Source organism: Martelella sp. HB161492, assembly GCF_013184775.1.
GTDB lineage: Bacteria > Pseudomonadota > Alphaproteobacteria > Rhizobiales > Rhizobiaceae > Martelella.
This window is the reverse complement of sequence record NZ_JAATVV010000003.1, coordinates 93,102-117,738: the sequence shown is the minus strand read 5'-3', so window position 1 is coordinate 117,738 and position 24,637 is coordinate 93,102. Positions and strand designations below refer to the sequence as shown.

The 24,637-nt window shown below is 60.2% G+C and carries 20 protein-coding genes; 9 read left to right on the top strand and 11 right to left on the bottom strand.

What is annotated here, in order from left to right; translation table 11 throughout:
• Window positions 1–2: 2 nt before the first annotated feature.
• The gene (gene dut / locus HCK86_RS06245) at window positions 3–467 is read right to left on the bottom strand and encodes a dUTP diphosphatase (RefSeq protein ID WP_176083612.1); all 465 of its coding nucleotides are present in this window, start codon (window positions 465–467) and stop codon (window positions 3–5) included.
• A 93-nt stretch (window positions 468–560) separates the two neighbouring features.
• On the opposite strand from dut, the gene HCK86_RS06240 reads away from it, so the two are divergent.
• The 3 genes from HCK86_RS06240 to cueR are packed head-to-tail and all read left to right on the top strand — an operon-like array spanning window position 561 to window position 3,488.
• Window positions 561–2,144, top strand: a complete 1,584-nt coding sequence (locus HCK86_RS06240) for a peptide chain release factor 3 (protein ID WP_176083611.1) — start codon at window positions 561–563, stop codon at window positions 2,142–2,144.
• Between the two features lie 15 nt (window positions 2,145–2,159).
• Window positions 2,160–3,026 carry an NAD(P)-dependent oxidoreductase gene (locus tag HCK86_RS06235; RefSeq protein ID WP_176083610.1) on the top strand — a complete coding sequence of 289 codons (867 nt, stop codon included), beginning with the start codon at window positions 2,160–2,162 and terminating at the stop codon, window positions 3,024–3,026.
• Window positions 3,027–3,080: 54 nt separating this feature from the next.
• A complete protein-coding gene (cueR, locus tag HCK86_RS06230) occupies window positions 3,081–3,488 on the top strand; it encodes a Cu(I)-responsive transcriptional regulator (protein WP_176083609.1) in 408 nt (135 codons plus the stop codon).
• Window positions 3,489–3,494: 6 nt separating this feature from the next.
• Here cueR and HCK86_RS06225 read toward each other — a convergent pair whose 3' ends face one another.
• Window positions 3,495–4,376, bottom strand: coding sequence for a 3-hydroxybutyryl-CoA dehydrogenase (locus HCK86_RS06225; protein ID WP_176083608.1), 882 nt, complete (start codon window positions 4,374–4,376; stop codon window positions 3,495–3,497).
• Between the two features lie 279 nt (window positions 4,377–4,655).
• On the opposite strand from HCK86_RS06225, the gene dxr reads away from it, so the two are divergent.
• Window positions 4,656–5,828, top strand: coding sequence for a 1-deoxy-D-xylulose-5-phosphate reductoisomerase (gene dxr, locus HCK86_RS06220; RefSeq protein WP_176083607.1), 1,173 nt, complete (start codon window positions 4,656–4,658; stop codon window positions 5,826–5,828).
• Here the strand turns inward: dxr and HCK86_RS06215 are convergent.
• Window positions 5,816–6,934, bottom strand: a complete 1,119-nt coding sequence (locus HCK86_RS06215; RefSeq protein WP_176083606.1) for a serine hydrolase domain-containing protein — start codon at window positions 6,932–6,934, stop codon at window positions 5,816–5,818. The genes dxr and HCK86_RS06215 overlap by 13 nt on opposite strands.
• A 135-nt stretch (window positions 6,935–7,069) precedes the next feature.
• Window positions 7,070–8,284 (bottom strand): 5-aminolevulinate synthase, encoded by a 1,215-nt coding sequence (gene hemA / locus HCK86_RS06210; protein WP_176083605.1) that lies wholly within the window; start codon window positions 8,282–8,284, stop codon window positions 7,070–7,072.
• Between the two features lie 492 nt (window positions 8,285–8,776).
• Here hemA and HCK86_RS06205 point away from each other — a divergent pair, with 492 nt between their 5' ends.
• The 4 genes from HCK86_RS06205 to HCK86_RS06190 all read left to right on the top strand — a co-directional run bounded on the left by HCK86_RS06205 (window position 8,777) and on the right by HCK86_RS06190 (window position 16,839).
• The gene (locus tag HCK86_RS06205; protein WP_176083604.1) at window positions 8,777–9,058 is read left to right on the top strand and encodes a glycine zipper family protein; all 282 of its coding nucleotides are present in this window, start codon (window positions 8,777–8,779) and stop codon (window positions 9,056–9,058) included.
• A 405-nt stretch (window positions 9,059–9,463) separates the two neighbouring features.
• Entirely contained in the window at window positions 9,464–11,221 is a 1,758-nt protein-coding gene (locus HCK86_RS06200) for an autotransporter assembly complex family protein (protein WP_246739480.1), read from the top strand.
• A gap of 260 nt (window positions 11,222–11,481) precedes the next feature.
• Entirely contained in the window at window positions 11,482–15,576 is a 4,095-nt protein-coding gene (locus tag HCK86_RS24285) for a translocation/assembly module TamB domain-containing protein (protein ID WP_176083602.1), read from the top strand.
• Between the two features lie 213 nt (window positions 15,577–15,789).
• The gene (locus tag HCK86_RS06190; RefSeq protein WP_246739479.1) at window positions 15,790–16,839 is read left to right on the top strand and encodes a calcium:proton antiporter; all 1,050 of its coding nucleotides are present in this window, start codon (window positions 15,790–15,792) and stop codon (window positions 16,837–16,839) included.
• Window positions 16,840–16,913: 74 nt separating this feature from the next.
• On the opposite strand, the gene HCK86_RS06185 is transcribed toward HCK86_RS06190, so the two are convergent.
• Complete coding sequence (locus tag HCK86_RS06185; protein ID WP_176083600.1) at window positions 16,914–17,375, bottom strand: hypothetical protein; 462 nt, start codon at window positions 17,373–17,375, stop codon at window positions 16,914–16,916.
• A gap of 529 nt (window positions 17,376–17,904) precedes the next feature.
• Here HCK86_RS06185 and HCK86_RS06180 point away from each other — a divergent pair.
• Window positions 17,905–18,309 carry a hypothetical protein gene (locus HCK86_RS06180; RefSeq protein ID WP_176083599.1) on the top strand — a complete coding sequence of 135 codons (405 nt, stop codon included), beginning with the start codon at window positions 17,905–17,907 and terminating at the stop codon, window positions 18,307–18,309.
• Between the two features lie 59 nt (window positions 18,310–18,368).
• Here the strand turns inward: HCK86_RS06180 and guaA are convergent, their stop codons facing one another.
• The 6 genes from guaA to ubiB form a co-directional block, all read right to left on the bottom strand.
• Entirely contained in the window at window positions 18,369–19,931 is a 1,563-nt protein-coding gene (guaA, locus tag HCK86_RS06175) for a glutamine-hydrolyzing GMP synthase (RefSeq protein ID WP_176083598.1), read from the bottom strand.
• A 50-nt stretch (window positions 19,932–19,981) separates the two neighbouring features.
• Window positions 19,982–20,617, bottom strand: a complete 636-nt coding sequence (locus HCK86_RS06170; RefSeq protein WP_176083597.1) for a 5'-methylthioadenosine/S-adenosylhomocysteine nucleosidase — start codon at window positions 20,615–20,617, stop codon at window positions 19,982–19,984.
• Window positions 20,618–20,622: 5 nt separating this feature from the next.
• Window positions 20,623–21,072, bottom strand: a complete 450-nt coding sequence (locus HCK86_RS06165; protein WP_176083596.1) for a PaaI family thioesterase — start codon at window positions 21,070–21,072, stop codon at window positions 20,623–20,625.
• A 92-nt stretch (window positions 21,073–21,164) separates the two neighbouring features.
• Window positions 21,165–21,620 carry a TspO/MBR family protein gene (locus HCK86_RS06160; RefSeq protein ID WP_176083595.1) on the bottom strand — a complete coding sequence of 152 codons (456 nt, stop codon included), beginning with the start codon at window positions 21,618–21,620 and terminating at the stop codon, window positions 21,165–21,167.
• 77 nt (window positions 21,621–21,697) lie between these two features.
• A complete protein-coding gene (locus HCK86_RS06155) occupies window positions 21,698–22,981 on the bottom strand; it encodes an RsmB/NOP family class I SAM-dependent RNA methyltransferase (protein ID WP_176083594.1) in 1,284 nt (427 codons plus the stop codon).
• A 61-nt stretch (window positions 22,982–23,042) separates the two neighbouring features.
• Window positions 23,043–24,632 (bottom strand): 2-polyprenylphenol 6-hydroxylase, encoded by a 1,590-nt coding sequence (gene ubiB / locus HCK86_RS06150; RefSeq protein WP_176083593.1) that lies wholly within the window; start codon window positions 24,630–24,632, stop codon window positions 23,043–23,045.
• Window positions 24,633–24,637 lie beyond the last annotated feature (5 nt).

Here is a 24,637-nt window from a genome sequence, read left to right as displayed (position 1 = left end):
CGTCAGACCCCGGTGGAACCGAAACCGCCGGAACCGCGCTGCGTATCGGTGACGTCGCTGACAAGCGCGATCTTCAGCTGGGTGACCGGCGCAATCACGATCTGGGCAATGCGCATGCCGCGCTCGATGACGAAATCGGCATCACCGTGATTGATCAGGATGACCTTGACCTCACCGCGATAGTCGCTGTCGATCGTGCCGGGACTGTTGAGGCAGGTAATGCCGTTCTTGATCGCAAGGCCCGAGCGCGGGCGCACCTGCGCCTCAAAGCCTTCCGGGATTTCAAAGACGAAGCCGGTCGGCACCAGCGCGCGCGCGCCAGGCGCCAGCGTCAGCGGTTCGTCAATGGCGGCACGGATGTCCATGCCGGCAGAGCCGGAAGTCTCGTAGGCAGGCGGGTCGATGCCTGCGGCATTGTCGAGACGTTTCAGCTTCAGGGCGGGTAAATCATCAAGCATCTTGTTCATGGATTTTACTCTTGCCATCACGAAGTCACGGGTCAATTGCATATGCAGGCCGAAATCGCTAGATATGCGGCCAATTAACAGGATTTTGTCAAAATGCCCGAAACGCTTGCCGAAGCGGTCGCACGCCGCCGTACCTTTGCCATCATCTCCCACCCGGACGCCGGTAAGACCACGCTGACAGAAAAGCTGCTTCTGTTCGGCGGCGCCATTCAGCTTGCCGGTGAGGTCAAGGCCAAGAAGGACCGGATCCAGACCCGGTCTGACTGGATGAAGATCGAGCGCGAGCGCGGCATTTCAGTCGTCACATCAGTCATGACCTTCGAGTATGAGGACACGGTCTTCAACCTGCTCGACACGCCCGGCCACGAAGACTTTGCCGATGACACCTATCGTACGCTGACGGCGGTGGATGCCGCCATCATGGTGATCGACGCGGCCAAGGGTATCGAGCCCCGGACGCTGAAGCTGTTCGAAGTCTGCCGGCTGCGCGACATTCCGATCATCACCTTTGTCAACAAGATGGACCGCGAAGCGCGCGACACCTACGAAATCCTCGACGAGGTGGCGCAGAAACTGGCGCTCGACACCGTGCCGATGACCTGGCCGATCGGTCAGGGCAAAAGCTTCTGCGGCACCTATCACCTCAAGAACAGCGCCATTCGCGGCGGTGACGCCGAACGCGAACTGACCAAGGTGAACGGCCCGCGCGCTGTCGCCGACCGCCTGCCGGAACATGAGCGCGAGGACTGGGCCGACGGTGCGGAACTGGCCGTGGAAGGCTTTCCCGCCTTTGATCGCCAGTCCTTCCTTGAGGGGCACATGACGCCGGTCTATTTCGGTTCGGCCCTGCGCAATTACGGCGTCCGCGACCTCATCCACGCGCTGTCCGATTTTGGCCCGCCGCCCCGCGCCCAGGTGGCCGACACACGTACGGTGGAAGCAACCGACCCGAAGATGAGCGCCTTCGTGTTCAAGATCCAGGCCAATATGGATCCGAACCACCGCGACCGCATTGCCTTTGTCCGTGTGTGTTCCGGCACGCTGACACGCGGCATGAAGGCCCGGCTGTCGCGTACCGGCAAGCAGATGGGGCTGACCGCCCCGCAATTCTTCTTTGCCTCGCAGCGCCAGCTCGCCGATACCGCTTTTGCTGGCGATGTCGTCGGCATTCCCAACCATGGTGCACTCAGGATCGGCGACACGCTGACCGAGGGCGAGGCACTCGTGTTTCAGGGCGTCCCGAACTTCGCTCCGGAAATCCTGCGCCGCGTGCGTCTTGAAGATGCGATGAAGGCCAAGAAGCTGAAGGAAGCCCTGCAGCAGATGGCCGAGGAAGGCGTGGTGCAATTGTTCAACCCCGAAGATGGCTCGCCAGCAATCGTCGGTGTCGTCGGTGCGCTGCAGCTCGATGTTCTGAAAGAGCGGCTGAAGGCGGAATATGGCCTCCCGGTCTCCTTCGAAATGTCACGCTTCTCGGTGTGCCGCTGGATTTCAGCGGAGAAAACGATGGATCTCGACAAGTTCATCTCCTCCCATCGTGGCGATATCGCCCGCGATCTCGACGGCGATCCCGTGTTTCTGGCCCAGGACGGTTTCTCGCTGAATTACGAGGCGGAGCGTGCACCCTCGATCAAGATGATCGCCATCAAGGAATATCAGCAGGCCAAGGCCGCCTGACGGAAGGATGACAGCATGACGGGTGAGGTAATCGGCATTTGCGGCACGGGCCGGATGGGTTCGGCCATGGCGAGACGGCTCGCAGCAAACGGCTTCAGCGTCGTTTTGTGGAACCGCTCCGGCGTACCGGATGCACTGGCCGCCGAGACCGGCGGCACCGTCGCCCGCTCGCTCACCGTCATGGCGCGCGAGGCCGATATCATCATCACCTCGCTGATCAATGACGAGGCGGTGAAAGGCGTGCTGGACACGCTGACAGCGACCTCGCTGCCCGGCAAGCTGGTGGTGGAAACCTCCACCGTCAGCCCGACCGTGCTGCGCGACGCCTCGGCCGCCATCAAGGCCAAGGGCGGCACCGCCATCGACGCGCCGATTTCCGGTGGGCCGGAACTGATCGCGGCAGGCAAGGCCGGACTTTATATCGGCGGCGCGAAGATCGATTTCGACCGGTTCCTGCCCGTTGCCGAAACGCTCTCCGACCGCATTCACCACACCGGATCGCTTGGCACGGGTGCTGCCGCCAAGATCGTCAACAACATGATGCTCTGCGGCTATTGGGAAGTGCTGAAGGAAGCGATGATGACAGGCAAGAAAGCCGGTCTCAGCGTGGAGAAGATGCTGGACATTCTCGTGACCAGCCCGTCGGGTTCACCGGCGCTGAAGGGCCGGACACCGCGTATTCTCGGTCAGGACACCTCCGTTGGCTTCCCCGTTACCGGCGCCCTGAAAGATGCCACCCTGTTTGCCGCGGTCGCCGACAGTCTCGGTATCGACACCCCGGCGATCGACGCCGCCCGCAAAAGCTATGCCGATTGCCTTGAGGCAGGCCATGGCGATGAAGATCTCTCGGCAATGGTGCGCACCGCCCTCTCCGGCGATTGAAATGCATCGGCCAAGCGCCTACATTCCCAGGACTGGAATGTTGGAGTCTGCGTCATGAATATCGGCAATGCTGCGGAACGCTCGGGTCTACCGGCCAAAACCATCCGCTATTATGAGGATATCGGTCTCGTCGTCGCGGACAGGGCTGAAAACGGCTATCGCGATTATTCCCAATCCCATGTCCAGCGGCTTGGCTTCATCCACCGCGCCCGCGATCTCGGTTTTTCCGTGGAAGAATGCCGCCAGCTGCTCTCACTTTATGACGATGACGGCCGGGAAAGCGCCGAGGTGAAACGCCTGGCGCTCAGCAAAATTGCCGAGATCGAGGAAAAGCTTGCCAAGCTTCAAAGCCTGAAGGCGACGCTCAGACATCTCGCTGACCATTGCCATGGCGACAACCGTCCCGACTGCCCGATCCTGGATGAGCTGTCGGGCTGCCCATCCTGCGCTCCGGCGCAATAGCAGCGCTTATCGGGTCGGCACCGGCTCATCGCCGCGATAATCATAAAAGCCGCGGCCGGATTTACGGCCGAGCCAGCCGGCATCGACATATTTGACCAGCAGCGGACAGGGCCGGTATTTGCCGTCGGACAGACCTTCATAGAGGTTCTGCATGATGGCAAGGCAGGTATCGAGTCCGATGAAATCCGCAAGCTCCAGCGGCCCCATCGGGTGGCGCGCGCCGAGTTTCATCGCCGTATCGATGGAATCCACCGAACCGACGCCTTCATAAAGGACATAGATCGCCTCGTTGATCATCGGCAGCAGAATGCGGTTGACGATGAAGGCGGGGAAATCTTCCGACACGGTCGGGGTCTTGCCGAGCGAGGTGACGAAGGCCTTGGCGGTCTCATAGGTCGCCTCGTCGGTGGCAATGCCGCGCACCAGCTCGACCAGATCCATCACCGGTGCCGGGTTCATGAAATGCACGCCCATGAAGCGTTCCGGCCGATCGGTGACGGCAGCAAGGCGGGTGATCGAAAAGGTGGAAGTATTGGTCGCCAGCAGCGCTTCCGGCTTCAGGATCGGGCAGATCTTCTGCCACAGCTTGCGCTTGGCATCCTCTTCCTCGGTAATCGCTTCAAGCACGAGATCGCAGGAGGCTAGATCCTGAAGATCGGCAGAACCGGTAATCCGCGACAGGGCCTTCTTGCGGTCGCCGTCGGACAGCTTGCCGCTGGAAACCTGCCGCGCAAGATTGCCGTTGATCGTCGCCAACCCGCGTTCGATCTGCTCCATGTTCTGATCGATCAGCTGCACGTCATAGCCGGCTGCAGCGCAGACATGGGCAACGCCGCATCCCATTGAACCCGCGCCGATAACCCCGATGCGCTTGATTGCCTCGACCATCACCCGTTTCCCTGCCCACATGATTGCTGTTCATAGACCGGTGGAAATCCTTTTCAAGAAAGGCCACACCTGCCGGTCAGTGATAGTCGTTCACTGCCAGATTTTCCAGTCCCTCTATCAAGTCCGACATAGCCCGGCCCCGCTCGGCGCCCAAAATATCATGTCAAATCCGGGCAAAATGCTTCCAGACAACGGCAAAGATCAAAGACAGAGCTGTTGTTCGTCCGTCTTTTGGGCTAGGCCATCAGCGACAGATTTTGAAGGTTTTAGTTTCTGATCATGACACAGCGACGCATTGCGATTTTCGGTGCAACCGGATCCATCGGCATCAATACACTCGATGTTATCGATCAGCTTGGCGGCAAAGAACGTTTTGAGGTCACCGCCATCACCGGTCATTCCAATATCGATGCGCTGGCGGCATCCGCCATCAGACACGGTGCCAAAGCCGCTGTCACTGCGGATCCTGAGCGCTATGCAGCGCTGAAGGAGGCCCTTTCCGGCAGCGCCGTCACCGCCATGGCTGGCGAGACCGGCCTGATGGAGGCCGCCGCCATGGATAATGATATCGTCATGGCCGCCATTGTCGGCACCGCCGGCCTGAAGCCCGCCCTTGCCGCAGCAAAGGCCGGCGCCGATATCGCCCTTGCCAACAAGGAATGCCTCGTCTCGGCCGGGCCGCTGTTCATGCAGGCGGTTGCCGATGGCGGAGGCCGGCTCATACCCGTCGACAGTGAGCATTCCGCCATCTTCCAGGTGCTGGAGGAAAACCAGCGCAAGGCGCTCGAGCGGGTCATCATCACCGCATCGGGTGGTCCGTTCCGCACGAAAAGCCTTGCGGAAATGCGCAATGTCGATGCCGCCACGGCACGGGCGCATCCCAACTGGTCGATGGGGCTGAAGATCTCGATCGACAGCGCCTCGATGTTCAACAAGGCGCTGGAGATGATCGAGGCGATGCATCTGTTCCGCCTCCGTCCGGATCAGGTCGAGGTGATCGTTCACCCGCAATCGATCATCCATTCCATGGTCGGCTATGCGGACGGCTCGGTGCTGGCGCAGCTCGGCAGCCCCGACATGCGCACTGCAATCGGCTACGCCCTTGCCTATCCCGCCCGCCCGTCACTCTCGGTCGAGCGACTGGATTTCGCCAGGCTTGCGCGGCTTGATTTCGAGGCACCGGATGCTACGCGCTTTCCCGCGCTCGGTCTCGCCCGCAAAGCCATGGAACGTGGCGGATTGCAGGGTGCGGTGCTGAACGCGGCCAAGGAAGTCGCGCTTGAAGCCTTTATCGCCGGGCGCTGTGGCTTTCTCGAAATGGCCGAGATCACCGGCCAGGTGATGGATGCGACTCAGTCCCTGCCAGCCGCCGCTTCGATCGAGGATATCTATGCCGCCGATGCCGAGGCGCGTCGCCGCGCCACGGATTATCTGACGGCTCAGGCGGAGTAGAAGGCTTTCCAGATATCATCCGGGAAGGCGCCATTGCAGCCTTCCATCGCCGTATTGGTCATGATGACGCCGACGGTGCCGCTTGTGGGATCAATGGACCAGCAATTGCCATAGACCCCACCCCAGGTGACCGCCCCATCGGGCAGGTTCTTGCCGTTTGCCGCTGCATTGGTCACCACCGAGCCGATAAAACCAAACCCTGTGCCCGGTCCGACGGCTTCCGGCGCTGTCTGGTTCTGCAATGCCGACCGGGCCGTTTCCGGTTTCAGCAGCGTCGAAGACGGCAAGACATAACTTGACAGCAGGCTCAGCAGATCACCGGCCGTGCCTGCCATCCCAGCGCCGCCGGACTGGAAGGCCTTCGGGTTGAAAATCCGCCCCGGAGAAAAGGCATATAGCTGATCATAGCGATCGGCAACGCTGTGAAGACGTCGCATTTTCACAGGTTCCGGCTTGTGATCGGCATAGGGCGTTGCCAGGCGGGCCTCATCCGTCACCGAAAAGCGCGTATCTGTCATGCCGAGCGGACCGGTGACATATTTCACCACCGCCGCTTCCAGCGTCTCGCCGGTGATGTGGGCAATCAGCGCCCCGAGAATATCGATCGCCACCGAATAGGCCCAGGCCGAACCGGGCGCGAAATTGAGCGGCACATCGTTCAGACGGGCGAAATTTTCCTCAAAGCCAAGATCAGTATCCGTCAACCCGCTATTGGCCGCCTCGCCCTTGGGCAGAAAGGCAGCGCCACCCGTGTAATCAAGGCCCGATGTATGCGTCAGAAGATGGCGGATGCGGATATCCGCCGGAGCGCCATCCGGGCCCTTCGGCTGGAACCACGGCAAGAGATCGCAAACCCTGTCATCGAGCGCGATCATTCCGGCATCGACCATGGCAAGCGCCGTCGTTGCAACAACCGGCTTGGTGACGGATGCCAGCCGGTAGATCGTATCAGGCGCTGCCGGCGCACCCGCCTCGCGATCGGCAAAGCCGGCGGCGCGCTGAAACAGCAGCTCGCCGCCACGCGCAAACAGAACCGTCGCACCGACAATGCGCTTCTGCGCGATCGCATCATCAATCACCGCGTCGAGCCGCGTTTCAAAAGACATAGAGGTCACTCCGTGGAATAGGTCCGTAGAATCAATTCAGTTTGAGTCCAGCAAAGCAGTCAGGCACCGGAACCGCAAAGAAAAACGGGCCGCAAATGCGACCCGTTTTCAGAAAGATTTTTGCTCTCGGCGGCGTCAGGCGACAGCGCGCGCCAGTGCACACTGGGACCAAAGGCTGTGCAGCGCCTCGACCAGATGATCGATATCGGCATCGGAATGCAGCGGCGTCGGCGTGAAACGCAGGCGCTCGGTCTTGCGCGGCACCGTCGGATAGTTGATCGGCTGGACATAGATACCGAACTGATCCAGCAGGATGTCGGAGATCCATTTGCACTTGGCCGCATCACCGACCATGACCGGGACGATATGGCTCGGATTGGCCATATGCGGGATGCCGCGGGCATCCAGCCTTGTGCGAAGACAGTGGACACGCTCCTGATGGCGGGCGCGCTCCATCTGGCTTTGCTTCAGATGGCGGATCGAGGCAACGGCGCCAGCTGCCAGTGACGGCGGCAGCGCTGTCGTGAAGATGAAGCCGGAGGCGAAGGAGCGGACGAAATCGATCAGTGCCTGCGAGCCGGTAACATAACCGCCCATGACCCCGAAGGCCTTGCCAAGCGTGCCTTCGATCATCGTCAGCCGGTCCATCAGGCCTTCGCGTTCAGCCACGCCACCACCGCGCGGACCATACATGCCGACGGCATGAACCTCGTCGAGATAGGTCATGGCGCCATATTTGTCGGCGAGATCACAGAGTTCCTTGATCGGCGCAATATCGCCATCCATGGAATAGACGGATTCAAACGCAATCAGCTTCGGCGCATCGGGATCAGCTGCCTTCAGCTTGGCTTCGAGATCTTCAAGGTCATTGTGCTTGAAGATCACGCGGGGACACTTGCCGTGACGGATGCCCTCAATCATCGAAGCGTGATTGAGCGCGTCGGAAAAGATGATCAGACCGGGGATCTTCTGGCCGAGCGTGCCAAGTGTCGCCCAGTTCGAGACATAGCCGGAGGTGAAGATCAGCGCCGCATCCTTGCCGTGAAGATCGGCCAGTTCCCGCTCCAACAGGACATGATAGTAATTGGTACCGGAAATATTGCGCGTGCCGCCGGCGCCGGCGCCGCAGGCATCAATTGCTTCCTTCATCGCCTCGATCACGACCGGGTTCTGCCCCATGCCGAGATAGTCGTTCGAACACCAGACGGTGACATCGGATGCAACGCCATCCTTGAACCGGGTGGCGCGGGGAAATTCACCGCGATGCCGTTTCAGTTCGGCAAAAACGCGATATCGACCTTCGTCGTGCAAACCGTCGAGTTCGCTTTTGAAGAATGCTTCGAAATCCATCACTCAAGTGCTCCCGAGCGTCATCGCCGTTGTTTTAATCCGGGCGGCAGACGCATCAACTAGCCGGGCACTTCGATGGTCCGGCTTCTCATATTGGCAAAGCCTAATTTGAATTATTCCAATAAGGCTCTACACGCAACAGGGCTTGGTCATTCTTGATCGAGATCAAGCATGGCGAAATTCTATTTCCCAGCGCGGCATGGCCTGCACGGCCAGGCGCATATTTCGAAGTCATTGTATAGACTTGCTATTTGATAGCCAGCCGGCACCTGACCGGCAGGGGCGGCAGATTGACGCAAGACAGGCACAAGCCCGACAAAATTGATACAGAAGCCTGAACAGATTGCGCCAGAGGCGTCTTTGCACTTTTTTCTTCAGGCAAATGCCTTATCCTTGGTGCTGCATTCAGCCGATTCCGCAACAATACGGGCCCGGAAACGGCTTCAGCGTTGGCAGGGGGTTGAATTGACCGCTTCACAAGTGAGGGATCAGATGAAGAGAGTTATCGCAGGACTGTTGGTTGGCGCCGCTGCTATTGCAGCATCCGCCTGCTCGCCCACCCAGGAAGGGGCGGCTATCGGTGCCGGTAGCGGTGCCTTGGTGGGCATGGCCGTCTCCGACGGCAGCGTTGGCGGCACGCTTGCCGGCGCGGCACTCGGCACGGCAGCCGGTGCGCTGATCGGCAACGCTGTCGGCAGCAATAACCAGTGCTACTACCGTGACCGCTATGGCCGCCAGTACAAGGATGCCTGCCCGCCCGGTTATCACCGGTAAGCGCAAGCACGCTGTCCCGGAGACAGGATAGCCGGTTTCAGAAAAAGTCCGGAGCGGCAGCGACCGCTTCGGATTTATTGTTTATGGTTGCGGCGGAGAGGCATTGGCTTACTTCGATGGTTACCTTTGGTTAACTCTCTTTTATCTTAGGTATATTGTTTCAGTGGGCTGCGGCACAATTTATGCTATCAGGAATGATGTGAGAATATGCGCGCCGCAGAGCAGTCAATGACGAGCCGTTTGAAAAAGACCAGCCCGCCATCAAGGGCCCCACGTCCGGGCATCAGTGCCATCACGGCCGCCCTCGCCCTGTTGCTGTGCCTTTCTTCCGCATCAAGCGCTGCTGCATTTTCACTTTTCGGCATCCATCTGTTTGGTCCCCGCGCGGAAACCGCCGCGGTCGACATGCAGAATCCGACCCGGTACTCGGTCGCCTTTTCGATCACGGGCGGCAATGCGGAACTGGAAAAATTTCTGCGCAACCGGTCGCAGCTGATTGCTGACCAGTCCGATCCCGTCGATGGCGATCTCGGTGTTGTCGTCAAGGCCCGTGACGATCTGCCGATTCTGGTCGGTGCCCTCTACGAGATGGCCTATTATGGCGGCCTGGTGAATATCAGCATCGCCGGCCAACCGATTGCGGACATTGCCGGTGTCCCTGATTTCGGCAATTCGGGTACTGTTCCCGTCACCATCCAGATCATGGCGGGCCCCCGTTTCAGCTTTGCCAATGTCACGCTTGACGACGCTGCAAGCCAGTTCAAGGCCGATGCCCTTGGCCTCAAACGCGGTGAACCGGCCAACTCCACCCTGATCCTTCAGGCCGCCTCGACGATCAGCAACACACTGCACAAGCAGGGCCACCCCTTTGCCGAGATCACCAAGCGCGATGTGATCGCCGACCATGCCAATTCGACAATTGACGTGACGATCGCGGCAACCGCCGGCCCGAAGGCCAATCTTGGCCCGATCGCCATTGACGGCAAGTCGGCCGTCGATCCCGATTTCATCCGCACCTATTCGAAATTGAAGGCAGGCGAACCCTATTCACCGGAAACGCTGACCAAGGCCGCCAACCGGTTGCGCTCGCTGAAGACATTCTCGAGCGTCAATATCGCAACGGCTGACGCGCTGGATGCCAACGGTCAGTTGCCGACCACAGTCCATGTCAAGGACGGCAAGTTCCGCTATTATGGCCTTGGCGGACAGGTCTCTTCGATCGACGGCCTCGGCCTCAGCGGCTATTGGGGGCATCGCAATCTCTTCGGCCATGCCGAAGGGCTGAAGCTTGAGGCTTCGGTTTCCCGGATTGGAGCGGCCTCCAGCTTCAGCGATCTCGATCTTGAAACAGGTCTGGTCTTTACCCGTCCGGGCGCCTTTTCGCCCGACGGAACGCTTTCGGCCTCGATCAAGACCGGCACGGACAACCCCGATCCTTACAGTGCCTTCTATACGACGGCGGACCTGACCTATGCATTGAAGCTGACGGAGGCCAACACCGTCACGGCCTCCGCCGATACGACCTTTTCCAATATCGAGGATGCTTTCGGCACCAACAATTATCTGACCTTCTCGACCCCGGTCTCCTTTGACCGCGATTCGCGCAATGATGCGCTGAACCCGACCAGCGGCGTCTATTTCCTGTCATCGGTCGAGCCCGGCTATGACTTTCTCAATGACACGCTTTACGGCAGCCTCAATGCGGTGGGTTCGAGCTATCTGTCGCTGGACGACAATGACCGTTTCGTGCTGGCCGGACGGCTCGGTGCGGGCAGTATTTTCGGCGGCGACAGCCTGAAGGACATCGCTGCGACCAGCCGCTTTTACTCCGGTGGCGGCGGCACGGTGCGCGGCTATGCCTATAAAAGCATTTCGCCGCGCAACAGCGCCGGCCAGGAAACCGGCGGACGCTCCTATGTCATGGCCAATGTCGAAGCGCGGGTGGGAATTACGGACTCAATTCAGCTGGTTCCCTTCTTTGATGCGACCGATGTCTCGGACAAGCAGTTTCCCGATTTCAGCGACATCCGCTCATCTGCCGGTATCGGTCTGCGCTATCTGACCGGCTTCGGTCCGTTGCGTCTCGACATCGCCTTGCCGCTTGACCGCTATTCCGGCGGCGACAGTTACGGTATCTATGCGGGTATCGGGCAAAGCTTCTGATTCGCCCGCGAGCGTTGCGTCTAAGGTGTAAAGCGCTCAAAATTCATCATGTTGCGTGGCGTTTCATCCGGAACAGAAGCCCTGATCCAGCGCCGCGCAATGCAACCGGAAGGACGCCGATGGTGCTCTTCCAGTGATCCATCACGGCGCAGCCTGCTGGCCTGAGAAAACATAGACGCGATTCGATGAAACGACCCTTTTCACTGTTCCGATTTGTCACACGCGCCCTGGTTGGGCTTTTGGCCTGTGTGGTAGCAATCGTGCTTGTGGCCGTTATCGCCGTCGGCTTCACCGCGCCCGGAGCCAATTTCGCCGTCCGCGAAATCACCCGGCTCGTTTCCTCCGACAATCTCAAAATAGAGATCGGCACTGTCAGCGCCCCGTTGACCGGTCATTTCACGCTCGACCATGCGGTCATCTCGGACAGTGCCGGGCCATGGCTGACGCTGGACAATGCCGTTCTGGACTGGAGCCCGCTTGCCCTGCTGCGCGGACGCTTTTCCGCCGCGAGCCTGACCGCCGGCAATATTGCGCTCGACCGGCTGCCGCAATCGGGCGAGAGCGATGATGCGCCGAAGACCGATGCGGGCGGCGGCTTCTCCCTGCCGATCGGAATCTGGATCGATCATTTTGATTTCGCCGCCATCGACATTGATGAGAAGGTTCTCGGCGAGAAGTTCCCGATCTCCGTCAGCGGTCATCTCGGCATTGTTGCCGATCAGATCAGCGCCGTGATCGACGCCGAACACCGCGCCAAGCCATCAACCTACGTCAAGGCGGACCTGGAATACGCGCCGAAGGACGATGCCCTGACACTGAAGGCAGAGGTCAACGAGCCGGAAGGCGGCATGGTCGCCGCACTTCTGAGAATACCCGGCGAGCCAGCGCTGAATATCGGCGTTGACGGCACCGGCCCGCTGTCCGACTGGTCAGGCAGCCTGAACGCCACGCTCGCCGGCAGCAAGCTTGGCGAGATCGACTTCACCCACAAGCTCGCCGCAGATGGCACAAGGGCGATTACCGCCAGCGGAACCGGCAGTTTTTCGACGCTCATTCCGGAAACATTCCGCTCGCTTTTTGCCGGAACGACCGATCTTGATGTTGCCGTTGCAATGACATCGGATGGACGGATTACCATCAACAAGGGCGATGTCGGCACCGGCGCCTTCCAGCTGGCGGCATCCGGCAGCTATGATCCGAACGGCAGCAATGACCTGAAGGCCAGCCTAACCGGAACGCTTGGCCCGGTCCCGCTTGATCTGCCGCTTGGCGAGGATACACTTGCCATCCGGCTCGCCAGTGCTGACCTCAGCCTTTCCGGCGATGCCTCCAAGGCCGTCATCAAGGCCGATGCGACGCTCGCAAGTCTCGACATGGCGCAACTATCAATCGGCAATGCCGCGCTGACAGCCTCGGCCGACAGCTTCAACCTCACCGATCTTGAGGGCAGCGTCTCGACCGCGCTTTCGGTTGGCTCGATCGACCTCAAGGAGGACAATCTCAACCGCCTGCTGCAGGCGCCCGTCAAGATCACGGCCCCCGTCACGCTCACCGGCAACACGGTCACCGTCGCGCCATTGTCGATCGAAAGCAGCAGCATTGGCGGCACTGTGACAGCCGATTATGACCGCAAGGGCGGAACAGTGAAAGGTGATGCCAAGCTGTTCGTGCTGGCGAGCGCCCTGCCGAGCCTTGCCGATGGCAAGATCGACGGCATGACCAAGCTGTCGGCGCACTATCAGGCGGACCTGACCGGCAATGTCAGCCTGTCCGGCCTCAGCCTGGAGAACAATCTCCTGGGCGTTTCCGGTGATGTCGCGCTTGAAAAGGGCGATCTCGACGCAAAGCTCACCGCCGATATCACCGATATCGCCGCGCTCGCCCCTCAGGTCAAGGGCGGCCTCTCGCTGTCGCTGCAGGCGAGCGGCGCCGTCGCAAAACCCGATATCGATCTGACGGCCACGGCAAAATCCCTCGCCGTCAACGGCCTTGCCGTCAGCGATCTTGCCGCTGCGATCAAGGGCACAGCCGACATCAAGGCACCGAAAGCCAGCCTGACGGTCAACGCCAGCTATGCCGGCCAGCCCCTTTCGGTTGCCGCCAATGTCACATCCAGCAACGGCGTGATCAGCATTTCCGACATTGCGGGCAAGGTGGACCGCAATACAGTCTCCGGCGCTGTCACGCTGGATGCGGACTATAATCCCAAGGGACAGATTGCCTTTGACCTGCCGGATCTTGCGCCGCTCGCCGCACTTGCCGGGCAGGACGCTTCCGGGGACCTGTCAGGCAATGCCACATTTGGCCGGGCGAATGATGCGCTCAGCCTCGCCGTCAAAGCCTCCAGCGGCACGCTTGCCTATGGCGCCAACCGGCTGTCGAAAACCGCGATCGACCTCACCGTCAGGGACCTGGCGGAACTGGACGCCAGCGGCACGGTGACGATCGGCTCGATCCTTGCGGCCGGCCAGTCGATTTCGTCGCTGAAGCTTGAAGCAGACAATGCCGGCAGCAAAACCAATCTTGTGCTTGGCGCCACCTATGACAATGCCCCCGTGAACGTCGAGGCGGCGGTTACGCGCGGAGCAACGCTTGAGGTGGACGTCACGCGGCTGGAAGCCGCGCCGATGGCGCTGGCGGTGAAACTGCAGAAGCCGAGCCACGTCTCGATCGATGGCGGTAAGATCACGATCGGCGATACGGTGATCGGCATTGGTGGCGGCACCATCACAGCGTCAGGCGCGCTTGGGAAAACGCTCAACGCCAAGCTTGCCATCAACGCCGTATCGGCCGCCCTTGCCAATCAGTTCGTGCCCTCTCTTGGCGCAGCCGGAACCATTTCCGGCACGGTCACAGCAAGCGGCAGTCTTGCCGCGCCGAACGTGAAATATGCAATCAAGCTCGACGGTGGCTCCGTTGCCCAGACGCGCAACCTTGGCCTGACGGCCATCGCCATCGATACCAGCGGCAGTTTTGACGGAAAATCGGTGACGACAAACACGCAGGTCTCCGGTGGCGGCATCACGCTCGCAGCCACCGGGTCGGTCGGCCTTTCGGCTGGCACACCGCTCGACCTTCAGGTCAACGGCTCGATCCCGATGGCATCGGTTGCTGGCGTCGCGGCATCTTCCGGCTTCGCGATCGCAGGCAAGAGCGACGTCAACGTCAAGATTGGCGGCACGGCGACACAGCCCGCCATCAACGGCGCAATCGAAATCGGCATCCCCTCTTTCACCGATATCCGCCGCAACCTGTCCATGAACAACCTCAACGGGCGGATCACCTTTGCCGGCAGCACCGCGACCATCGAGAACCTCAAGGGCAATTTCAGCGGCGGCGGCTCGATTGCCATCGGTGGCACACTTGGCCTGACCGACCCCTTCCCTGCCGATATCTCCGTGACCTTCGACAATGCAGTGGTCAACGACAATACGCTTGTGGCGGCGACCCTCAACGGCTCGCTCGCCATCAAGGGACCAGTGCTGCAGTCGCCGGTGCTCACGGGCCACATTACGATCCCGCGGGCGGCCATCACCATACCGGACCGGCTGCCCTCGTCCATTTCCGAGATCAACATCGTGCATGAAGATGCCTCGGCCGCCATATTGGCCCAGGCACGGGAAATCGAACCCTCGGAACCGGGTGGCGCACAGACCAATATCGGCCTTAACATCGTTGTCGATGCCCCGCGCGCCATCTTCATCCGTGGCCGGGGGATCGATGCCGAGCTCGGCGGCCGCGTCACCATTGCCGGAACCGCCAAGGATCCGCTGGTTTCAGGCAGTTTCAACCTCGTGCGCGGTCGCCTGACAGTGCTCACCCGCCGGCTGGACTTCGACAGCACCTCGTCCCTCACCTTTGGCGGATCGCTCATCCCGATCATCAACCTGCAGGCCACGACCTCGGTCAGTTCCACCACGATCACGATCGAGATCACCGGCCTTGCAAACGATCCCAAGATCGAGCTGTCTTCATCGCCAAGCCTGCCTCAGGATGAGATCTTGTCCGAGCTGATCTTTGCCCGCGATTCCAGTTCACTGTCGCCGCTGCAGATTGCCCAGCTTGCCGATGCCCTCGCCCAATTGACCGGCGGCACGCATCACTCGATTTTCGAGACATTGCGCAACGGCCTTGGCATTGACAACCTTGACCTGACAACCGACAGCGAGGGCAATACAGCCGTCAGCGTCGGAAAATATCTCAATGATAATACTTATATTGAGGTCGAGCAAAGCCGGGATACCGGCACGAAGGCAAGTGTAAATATAGATATCGGCAGAAATTTCACGGTAAAAGGATCTGCTGATTCTCGCGGCGAGACGACCGGCGGGATATTTTACGAGCGCGAATACTGATTCATTCGCCGGAAAGGCGCCTTGTTTTACAATTAGTCCCCTTTTCCCGCCTGATCGCAGCTTCATTGCAGCGATCAGGCGATGTCTTTCATGGACAGGAAAGGGCTCACCATGGCGTATGATGAAAGCAGAAAGTCATATTTCCCCAAGCTCACATCATGTCTGACGGGCGTGGCGCGTCGCGAATGGTTTCTGGCGCCTGCATATCTGAGTATGCTGATCTTTTTCAGCTTTTCGCAGCCGCTTTTTGCAAGGCTGTCACAGCCGCTTTGGCTCGCCATCCTGTCCGTATGGCTGTTTGCCGCGGTGATCGGGTCGGCAAGATGTGTCATGCGACATGCCGAGCAGCTTGCCCTGAGGCTGGGCGAACCTTGCGGAACGCTGGTGCTGACGCTGTCGATCACCCTGATTGAAGCCGTCAGCCTGACAGCCGTTATCCTGCACGGCGCCAACAATCCGGTTCTTGTCCGCGATACGCTTTATTCGATCATCATGATCGTCATGGGCGGCATGGTGGGCACAGCGCTGATGCTGGGCGGGATCCGGCATCGCGAACAGGTCTTCAATCTGCAGGGTGCCAACACCTATCTTGGCGTCATCATCCCGCTGGCAATCTTCAGTCTCGTCATTCCGGGACTGCCACTCTCCATTCCATACCGGCCGATCTCCGGCCCGGAAAAGCTCCTGGTGGGCGGTTGCGCCTTCGGGCTCTACGGGATTTTCCTGCTCATGCAGACCGGCCGCTACCGCGACTTCTTCAACAATCCCAAAGGGTTTCGAACAGAAAAGGCGCCCAGACATTGCTGCCACGGCAGCGGCATCTGGCATGGCGCGATGCTGATTGCCTATCTGGTCCCGATCATCTTTCTGGTCGAGCAATTTGCCCTGCCGGTCGACTATCTGGTCGAAACGCTCGGCGCGCCGCCGGCCATTGGCGGCGTCATCATGGCCCTTCTGGTCACGACGCCGGAGGGCCTGACCGGCGTCCATGCCGCCCTCGAGAACCGCCTTCAGCAGGCCGTCAATATCTTCCTCGGATCAGTCCTCGCATCCATCGGGCTGACGGTGCCGATCATGATGGCCGTGTCAACTGCCTTCGGCTTCGACATGGTCCTCGGACTGAGGCCCGATGATCTCGTCATGCTGGTCCTCATCCTGACGATCAGCATCGTCACCTTCTCGGCACCACGGACCCATATCCTGCAAGGCGCCGTCCACATGATGATCTTTGCCGGCTTCATCATGATGCTGTTCCATCTCTGAGCGATGGCGCAAACGAAACTGCCCGGTTCCGCAGATCGCGGAACCGGGCAGCAGAAAACGAATTCTCGGTCAGATCAGCGCTGGGCGGTTACGCCGATGGCATTGCCATTCGGACCGAATTCAGCGTCAACAGCGCTGGTGCCGGGAATGTAGCCCTTGATGGCAACAAGTTCACCATCATGCAGTTCCAGCTTCCAGATCTTTGCCTGGGCAGGATAGGCCGGGTTGGCCTGAACGGCTTCGGGAACAATTGCTTCAACCTGACGGGCTTCAAAGCCAAGCTTGTCGCGGGCTTCAACTTCGGTGATGTCACCATTGCGGTCGAGATTGACGCGGACCGGGGTGCCGTCGGGCAGAACGCCACGGAAGGCAACGCCCTGAACATTGCGGTACTGCTGGGAAACATCCGTCAGGCCGAGCGACTGGATTGCAGAAGCAACGCCGTCATCCATGGCCGAAGCGCTTGACGCTGCAAAGCTCAGGGGCAGAAATGCGAAAACCGCTGCTGCAATGACGCTGTTCTTGATCGTAACCATGCTCATTTCCTCGTTTCCCTTTTTTTTGCTGCGTGAAGCCTTTTCAGCGCCGCAAACTCCTTTTGGCCGACCACGTTTCGCTATCGGCCACTCCAACCCGTTCAAGCTTTCTGGCTTGAAAACGTCCCGCATTTTGATGCTGCAGCTACAGCCTCTTGCGGTTTTCAGTCGCGCGCCAGACCTTCACCCTTGATCGATGCTGCGCCTGCTTTTCATGTATCTGACACCGGTTAACCTGAACTGCTCAGCTATACGGTGATTTCGCGTACTGATTTCGTGGTTTTGGTGATCAAAGTCAATTTACATTTGGACGACCCAGCCACGCGCTCAGCGCATAGCAATCGCCAAGTCATTGTTCATATTGCATAAAGCAATATCCCTCATGCGGCGCCCGGAAACTGAAATTGCCAAAAGTGCATTCAGTGTCGAGCGGATTTCATAACGAAAATTGAAAGGTACTTCAGCCGACTTCGGCGCAGGATGATCTAGACATGCAATATCATCTCAATCCGCGCGAAGGAGGATGGCCTTGGATGGCTCATCAAGACCCAGCACCCCTTATATCCTGGAAAAATATGGCAATCTGTCTCATCAAGCAGAACCCGCTCCCGCCCCTTTACAACCGCAAGGGCCGGTCGCACCGAAACCTTCATCCCCGTCACTGCGAGAGCAATATCCGGAGATCTCCAGACTTCTCTGGGGTCCCGAGAAATCCGGCCAGGCATCCGGCCTGAAATGGGGACACTCGGCGACAGATGCGGCCATCGGTCCGTCGCGCCTGTCGGCCTCAGCCCTGCAGCAAGCCATGGCCAAAGCCTCCGCTGCAACGGATATGCCGGCTGGAACAGAACCGCGCTCTGGCGCCTTGCAGCCCGGCACAGCACAGCAAGACGTGATGCCGGACAACGCCAGACGGGACGACAATCCGACCTGAATGCATCGGCCGAAATGCGCAAAGGGCGGCCAGAAGGCCGCCCATCGATCACAAGAGCCTCATTCCCACTCGATTGTGCCCGGCGGCTTTGATGTCACATCGTAGACGACGCGGTTGATGCCGCGCACCTCGTTGATGATCCGGGTCGCGGCCCGGCCGAGGAAGGCCATGTCATAGGGGAAGAAGTCAGCCGTCATGCCGTCGACGGAGGTGACGGCACGCAGCGCGCAAACGAATTCATAGGTCCGGCCATCGCCCATCACACCAACCGTCTGAACGGGCAGCAGGACGGCAAAGGCCTGCCAGATCTCGTCGTAAAGGCCAGCCTTGCGGATTTCGTCAAGATAGATGGCATCGGCTTCGCGCAGGATATCAAGCTTCTCACGCGTGACCCCGCCCGGAAGACGGATGGCAAGGCCCGGGCCCGGGAAGGGATGGCGGCCGATGAAGCTTTCCGGCAGGCCGAGTTCGCGGCCAAGGGCGCGAACCTCATCCTTGAACAGTTCCCGAAGCGGCTCCACCAGCTTCATGTTCATGCGTTCCGGCAAACCACCGACATTGTGATGCGACTTGATCGTCACAGACGGGCCGCCGGAAAAGGAAACGCTCTCGATCACATCAGGATAAAGCGTGCCCTGACCAAGGAAATCGGCACCGCCAAGCTTCTTGGCCTCATCCTCAAAGGTCTCGATGAACAGCCGGCCGATGATCTTGCGCTTGGTCTCGGGATCGGAGACCCCCTCAAGCTCGCCAACGAAACGATCAACGGCGTCGACATGAATGAGATGCAGATTGTAATGCTCGCGGAACATGGCGACGACATCGCGCGCCTCGTTCTTGCGCATCAGACCGTGGTCGACAAGGATACAGGTCAGCTGGTCACCAACGGCCTCGTGGATCAAAAGCGCGGCAACCGAGGAATCAACGCCGCCGGACAGGGCGCAGATGACACGTGCGTCGCCCACCTGATCGCGGATCTTCTGCACCATCTCGGCGCGATAGGCAGCCATTGACCAGTCAGAGCTCAGCCCGACGATCTTGTGCACGAAATTGGCAAGCAGCTTGCCCCCATCGGGCGTGTGCACCACTTCCGGATGGAACATGGTGGTGTAGTAGCGCTTGTCCTCATTGACGCAGATGGCGAAGGGCGCGTTCGGCGAAACGCCGATCACTTCAAAGCCTTCAGGCGCTTCGGTGACGCGGTCGCCATGGCTCATCCAGACCTGATACTTCTTGCCGACCTCCCAGATGCCTTCGAACAGCGGCGATGCTTTCAGGATCTCGACATCGGCGCGGCCGAACTCGGCAGCATGCCCGCCTTCAACCCTGCCACCCAGCTGCAGCGACAGCGTCTGCTGGCCATAGCAGATCGCAAGGATGGGAATACCGGCATCAAAGACAGCGTCCGGCGCACGCGGCGAGCCTTCGCGCGTGACCGAATCGGGACCACCGGAGAAAATCACCCCCTTCGGCTTCAGCCGCTCAAACCCCTCCTCGGCCTTCTGAAACGGCACGATCTCGCAATAGACGCCGGTTTCGCGCACGCGGCGCGCAATCAGCTGCGTGACCTGACTACCGAAATCGATGATCAGGATGGAATCTTGATGGGCAAGCTCTGTCATGGACGGGCCTCAACGGTTCTCAAGTGACAAGGGAAACCAAGGCAAGGCCTTTAGAGTGTAATGGTTCCCGTTTCAATGGCGCTTTCCAGCCGATCGAGCGATATGGCAAGTTTTTCGTCGATAATATGCAGATATTGGGTCCAGTCCTCGACATGCTTGAGGTCGTCGCGGCCATCGGAAATACCGCGAAGGCCGATCAGCGGAAGCGCGAAATTCTGGCAGGCGCGCAATATCGCGAAGGTTTCCATATCTACCATATCGGTGCCTATCGCGGCATAGGCTGCAGCGCCGGAGACGATATTGGCGCCTGTCGACAGCGATGCGGCGGCAATGCCGGGAATTTCAAAGGGCAGTGCCACATCCTTCGGCAGATCGAGAAAGGGTGTCCTGCCCTTCTCGAACCCGAGCGGCGAGACGTCCATGTCGCGATAGGAAACGCTCGACACCTGATAGACCTCCGTCTGTTCAAGGTGAGCGGAGCCTGCGGACCCAAGCGAGACGACGAGATGCGGCAGTTCCTGCTTCGCCGCGAGCCCCGAAAGCAGCGCAGACAGCTGCACCGCCGCCTCGACAGGACCAATCCCCGTCATCAACGGGTCGATCCTTGCCTTCAGCCTGTCGCCATATTCGGCCGGTGCGGCCATGACGAAAAGCACCCGCTTGCCGCCAATCTCTTCAATGCGCATTCCGTCTATCCTTCAATATCGTCGCGGCCGCGCACGATCATGCTCGTGCCGGTCATCGACGCAATCAGCTTTGCGGGTCCATCGCCCAGCGCATAGCCCCTGCCATCGGTGACAATGATGTTGCTGCCGGGTTTGGTCACCTCGCCGCGAAACAGAAACCGGTCGCCGCGGCCAGGCGACATCAGATTGACCTTGAACTCGATCGTCAGCAGCGAGGCATCGGTATCGATCAGCGTATAGGCAGCGTAATTGCAGGCAGTGTCCAGCGTCGCGGCGATCACGCCCGCATGGAGAATACCGTGCTGCTGAGTGAGTTTCATGTCGAAAGGCAGTTCGATCTCGACCACGCCATGGCTGATATTGGTCAGCTCGGCGCCAATCATGGCCATGGCACCCTGCTTGGCAAAGCTGTTGGTGATCCGCGTGCGAAAGTCGCCGTGTTGAAAACCTGTCATGACCGCCATTCTTGGCCGGCGGCCCGATGCCGCGCCCTGCCCGTTTGATGCCGAGAGTGGCACGGGGCAGGAAGGGCTTCAAGCATCAATCCTCAATTGAGGTAAACGATCGCGCCATTGAGCACCATCGCAAAGCCGACCCAGACGAGATAGGGCAGGAACAGCACCGCCGACCCCCGGTCGTGACGCCAGGCATAGGCGACGAAGCAGACAAGGCCGAGAAACAGCAGCGTGATAATGGCGAGCCCGAGCATGGGCAGCTGGATGCCGAAAAAGGCGGGCGACCACAAGAAGTTCAGCACCAGCAGCACGGTCCAGTCGAGCATCAGCCGCGGGCGGGCCCGGCGGGCCAGGAAAACCCGCGCACCGACCCAGCCGATCACCACATAGAGCAGCGACCAGACCGGCGCGAACAGCCAGTCAGGCGGGTTGAAGGCGGGCTTCGTCAGCTCTGCATACCAGTGCCCCGGCAGATTGAGCATGCCGATGACGAAACCGCAGGCAACGACACCGGCAATGAAGACCGTATAGATGTAAACCCGCGCCATGTTTCGCTCCGCCTGCCCATTCCGTGTCCTCCACAATAGGGAGGTCGATGGCAGAAGCATGGCGGAGCGGAAACCCCTCAGCCGTTCCGGCGCAGGACCGCGCAGTAGAAACCGTCTGTCGCCGTGCGCGCGGGCGAGAGGGTGAGTGAACCGAAACCACTTTCCTGTGGATTACCCGCCGCGAAGCGGGCCTTCCAGAAGGCCGCGAGATCAACCGGCTCGAAAGCGCTCTCTTCAGCCAGAAAACGCTCGATCTGATGCTGGTTTTCTTCCGGCAGCAGAGAACAGGTGACGTAGATCAGCGTGCCGCCGGGGCGGACATAGCGGCTGGCAGCGGCCAGAACCTCGCGCTGCTGGCTGGTGCGCTCCTCGATATTGCGTTCGGAAAGCCGCCATTTGATATCCGGCCGCCGGCGCCATGTGCCGGTTCCCGTGCAGGGCGCATCGATCAGCACACGGTCAAGCCGCCCTTCCAGGCGGTCCAGCGCGGTCACATCGTCATGAACCTGAACATTGCGGGTTCCCGCGCGGCGCAGGCGCTCGATGATGGGCGAAAGCCGGGTGCGATCGGCATCATAGGCATGGATCTGACCGGTATTTTCCATCATGGCGGAAAGCGCGAGCGTCTTGCCGCCGCCGCCGGCGCAATAGTCCAGAACCTGCTCACCCTTTTCAGCACCGACCAGAGCCGCCACCAGCTGCGAGCCTTCGTCCTGAACCTCGAACCAGCCTTTCTGAAAAGAAAGTTCCGCCGTGACATTGGGCAGGCGATCGGCCCCGCTCCCCGGTGGAATACGAAGTCCCTGCGGCGCGATCGGCGCGGGTTCGGCACCGGCGCGGGCAAGCGCCTTTGAAACCTTGTCGCGTGTCGCCTTCAGCGTGTTGACCCTGAGATCGAGCGAGGGGCGCTGGTTCAGCGCCTCAGCTTCGCAAAGCCAGTCATCGGCAAAATTGGCCTGAAAGGATGGCAGGATCCATTCCGGCAGATCAGCGCGCACATGATCGGGCGCATCCTGCAGATCGCGTGATGAAAAGGCGGCAAGCGAGGCTTCCGGCAAAGGCTCCGGCGCGAATTTGTCACCGTCCAGAGCAGCAGCAAGCGCCTCTGGCGACAGCCCCCACTGACGGAACAGAACCGCATGGCCGAGCGCTGCCGGGCTGTCATCATCCATCAGCCAGGCATGGGACAGCTTCATTCTGAGGGCATCATAAACGATATTGCCGATTGCGGCGCGGTCGCCGGAACCGGCAAACCGGTGCGCTGTTCCCCAGTCTTTCAGGGCGTTTGCGATGGGACGCGACCGGTCCTCAATATCCGCAAGGATCTCGATTGCGCCTGCTAGACGACCGCCAATGCGCATGAAGAAGGCTCCTCCGCCAAATGTCCGGCCGCCCGCACGGCGACCTGAAAGAATATCTGCGTCAGTTCAGGATGATATAGGTGGCGAGGCCCGCAAGATAGGCCAATATCAAAACGCCGAACCAGAGTGCAACGCGGCCGGAACGGCTGTGGCGCGCTTCTGCCCGGCCGATTGCATCCGCCGTTGCGGCATCGAAACGCAGCCCGTCCTTGCTCATGGCGACGATTTCATTGTGCAGCGTCTCGGTCTTGTCGGCGATTTCCGGAATGGCTTCCGCCAGCTTCAGCGCGGCCTTCAACCCGTCCTTCATATCGGCGAGCACCCGTTTCGGACCGAGATTATCCTCGATCCACTTCGCCACGACCGGCTCCGAGGCCTTCCACATGTTGAAGCGCGGATCAAGCATGCGCGACACGCCTTCAACAACCACCATGGTCTTTTGCAGATTGATCAGCTGCGTCTGGGTCGCCATGTCGAAGATCTCGGTGATCTCGAACAGCAGCGTCAGCAATTTGCCCATGGAGATCGTCTCGGCCGACTGCCCGTGGATCGGTTCGCCGATCGCGCGGATCGCCTGGGCAAAGGAAGCCTTGTCATGATGCGACGGCACATAGCCAGCCTCGAAATGGGCCTCGGCAACGCGCATGTAGTCGCGGGTGATGAAGCCAAACAGAATTTCGGCCAGAACCCGCCTTTCCTTCTTTCCGAGCCGGCCGACAATGCCCATGTCGACGGCGACGATCTCGCCCTTCGGATCGACAAAAAGATTGCCGGGATGCATGTCGGCATGGAAAAAGCCGTCACGCAGCGTGTGGCGCAGGAAGGACTGGATCAGCGTCACGGCCAGATGCTGGAGATCGTGGCCTTGAGCCTTCAGCGCCTCGACATCCGACATCTTGATGCCGTCGATCCATTCCATGGTGACGACATCGCGGCCGGTGCGCTCCCAGTCGACCTCCGGCAGACGGAAGCCCGGATCATCGACCGTGTTCTCCGCCATTTCGGAAAGCGCCGCAGCCTCAAGCCTGAGATCCATTTCGATCCGGGTCGTCTGTTCCAGCGTGCGGGTGACATCGACGGGACGAAGCCGCCGGCTCTTGCGCACGAAACGCTCCTGCAGATGCGAGACCAGATACATGGCCTCGAGATCTTCGTTGAAACGCTGGCGGATACCGGGCCGGATCACCTTGACGGCAACCTTTTTCGGCCCGTCCGGTGTCTTCACCAGTGCGAGATGAACCTGGGCGATGGAGGCCGCAGCGATCGGTTCGCCGAATTCGAGATAGAGATCATCCGTGGACCGGCCGAGCGAACCGCGAATGGCCTGCTGCGCCGCCTCCATGGAGAAGAAGGGCATGCGGTCCTGCAGCTGCGCCAGATCGTCAGCAAAGGCATTGCCGACGACATCCGGCCGCGTCGCCAGGAACTGCCCCATCTTCACATAGGACGGCCCGAGGCGCGACACGGCCTTGCCGATCCGGTCGGAGCGGGCCTCATTGCGGGCGCGGCGGCGGGCCAGAAGCGAAAGCGCGCCCTTGCCAAGTCGCACCATCGGCGGCAGGCCGTCGGATGGCAGGGCGTTGATCACGCCTTCACGGGCAAGCACCCAGCCAACGCCCATGAGGCGCAAATAGGAACGGAAAACACTCATAACCG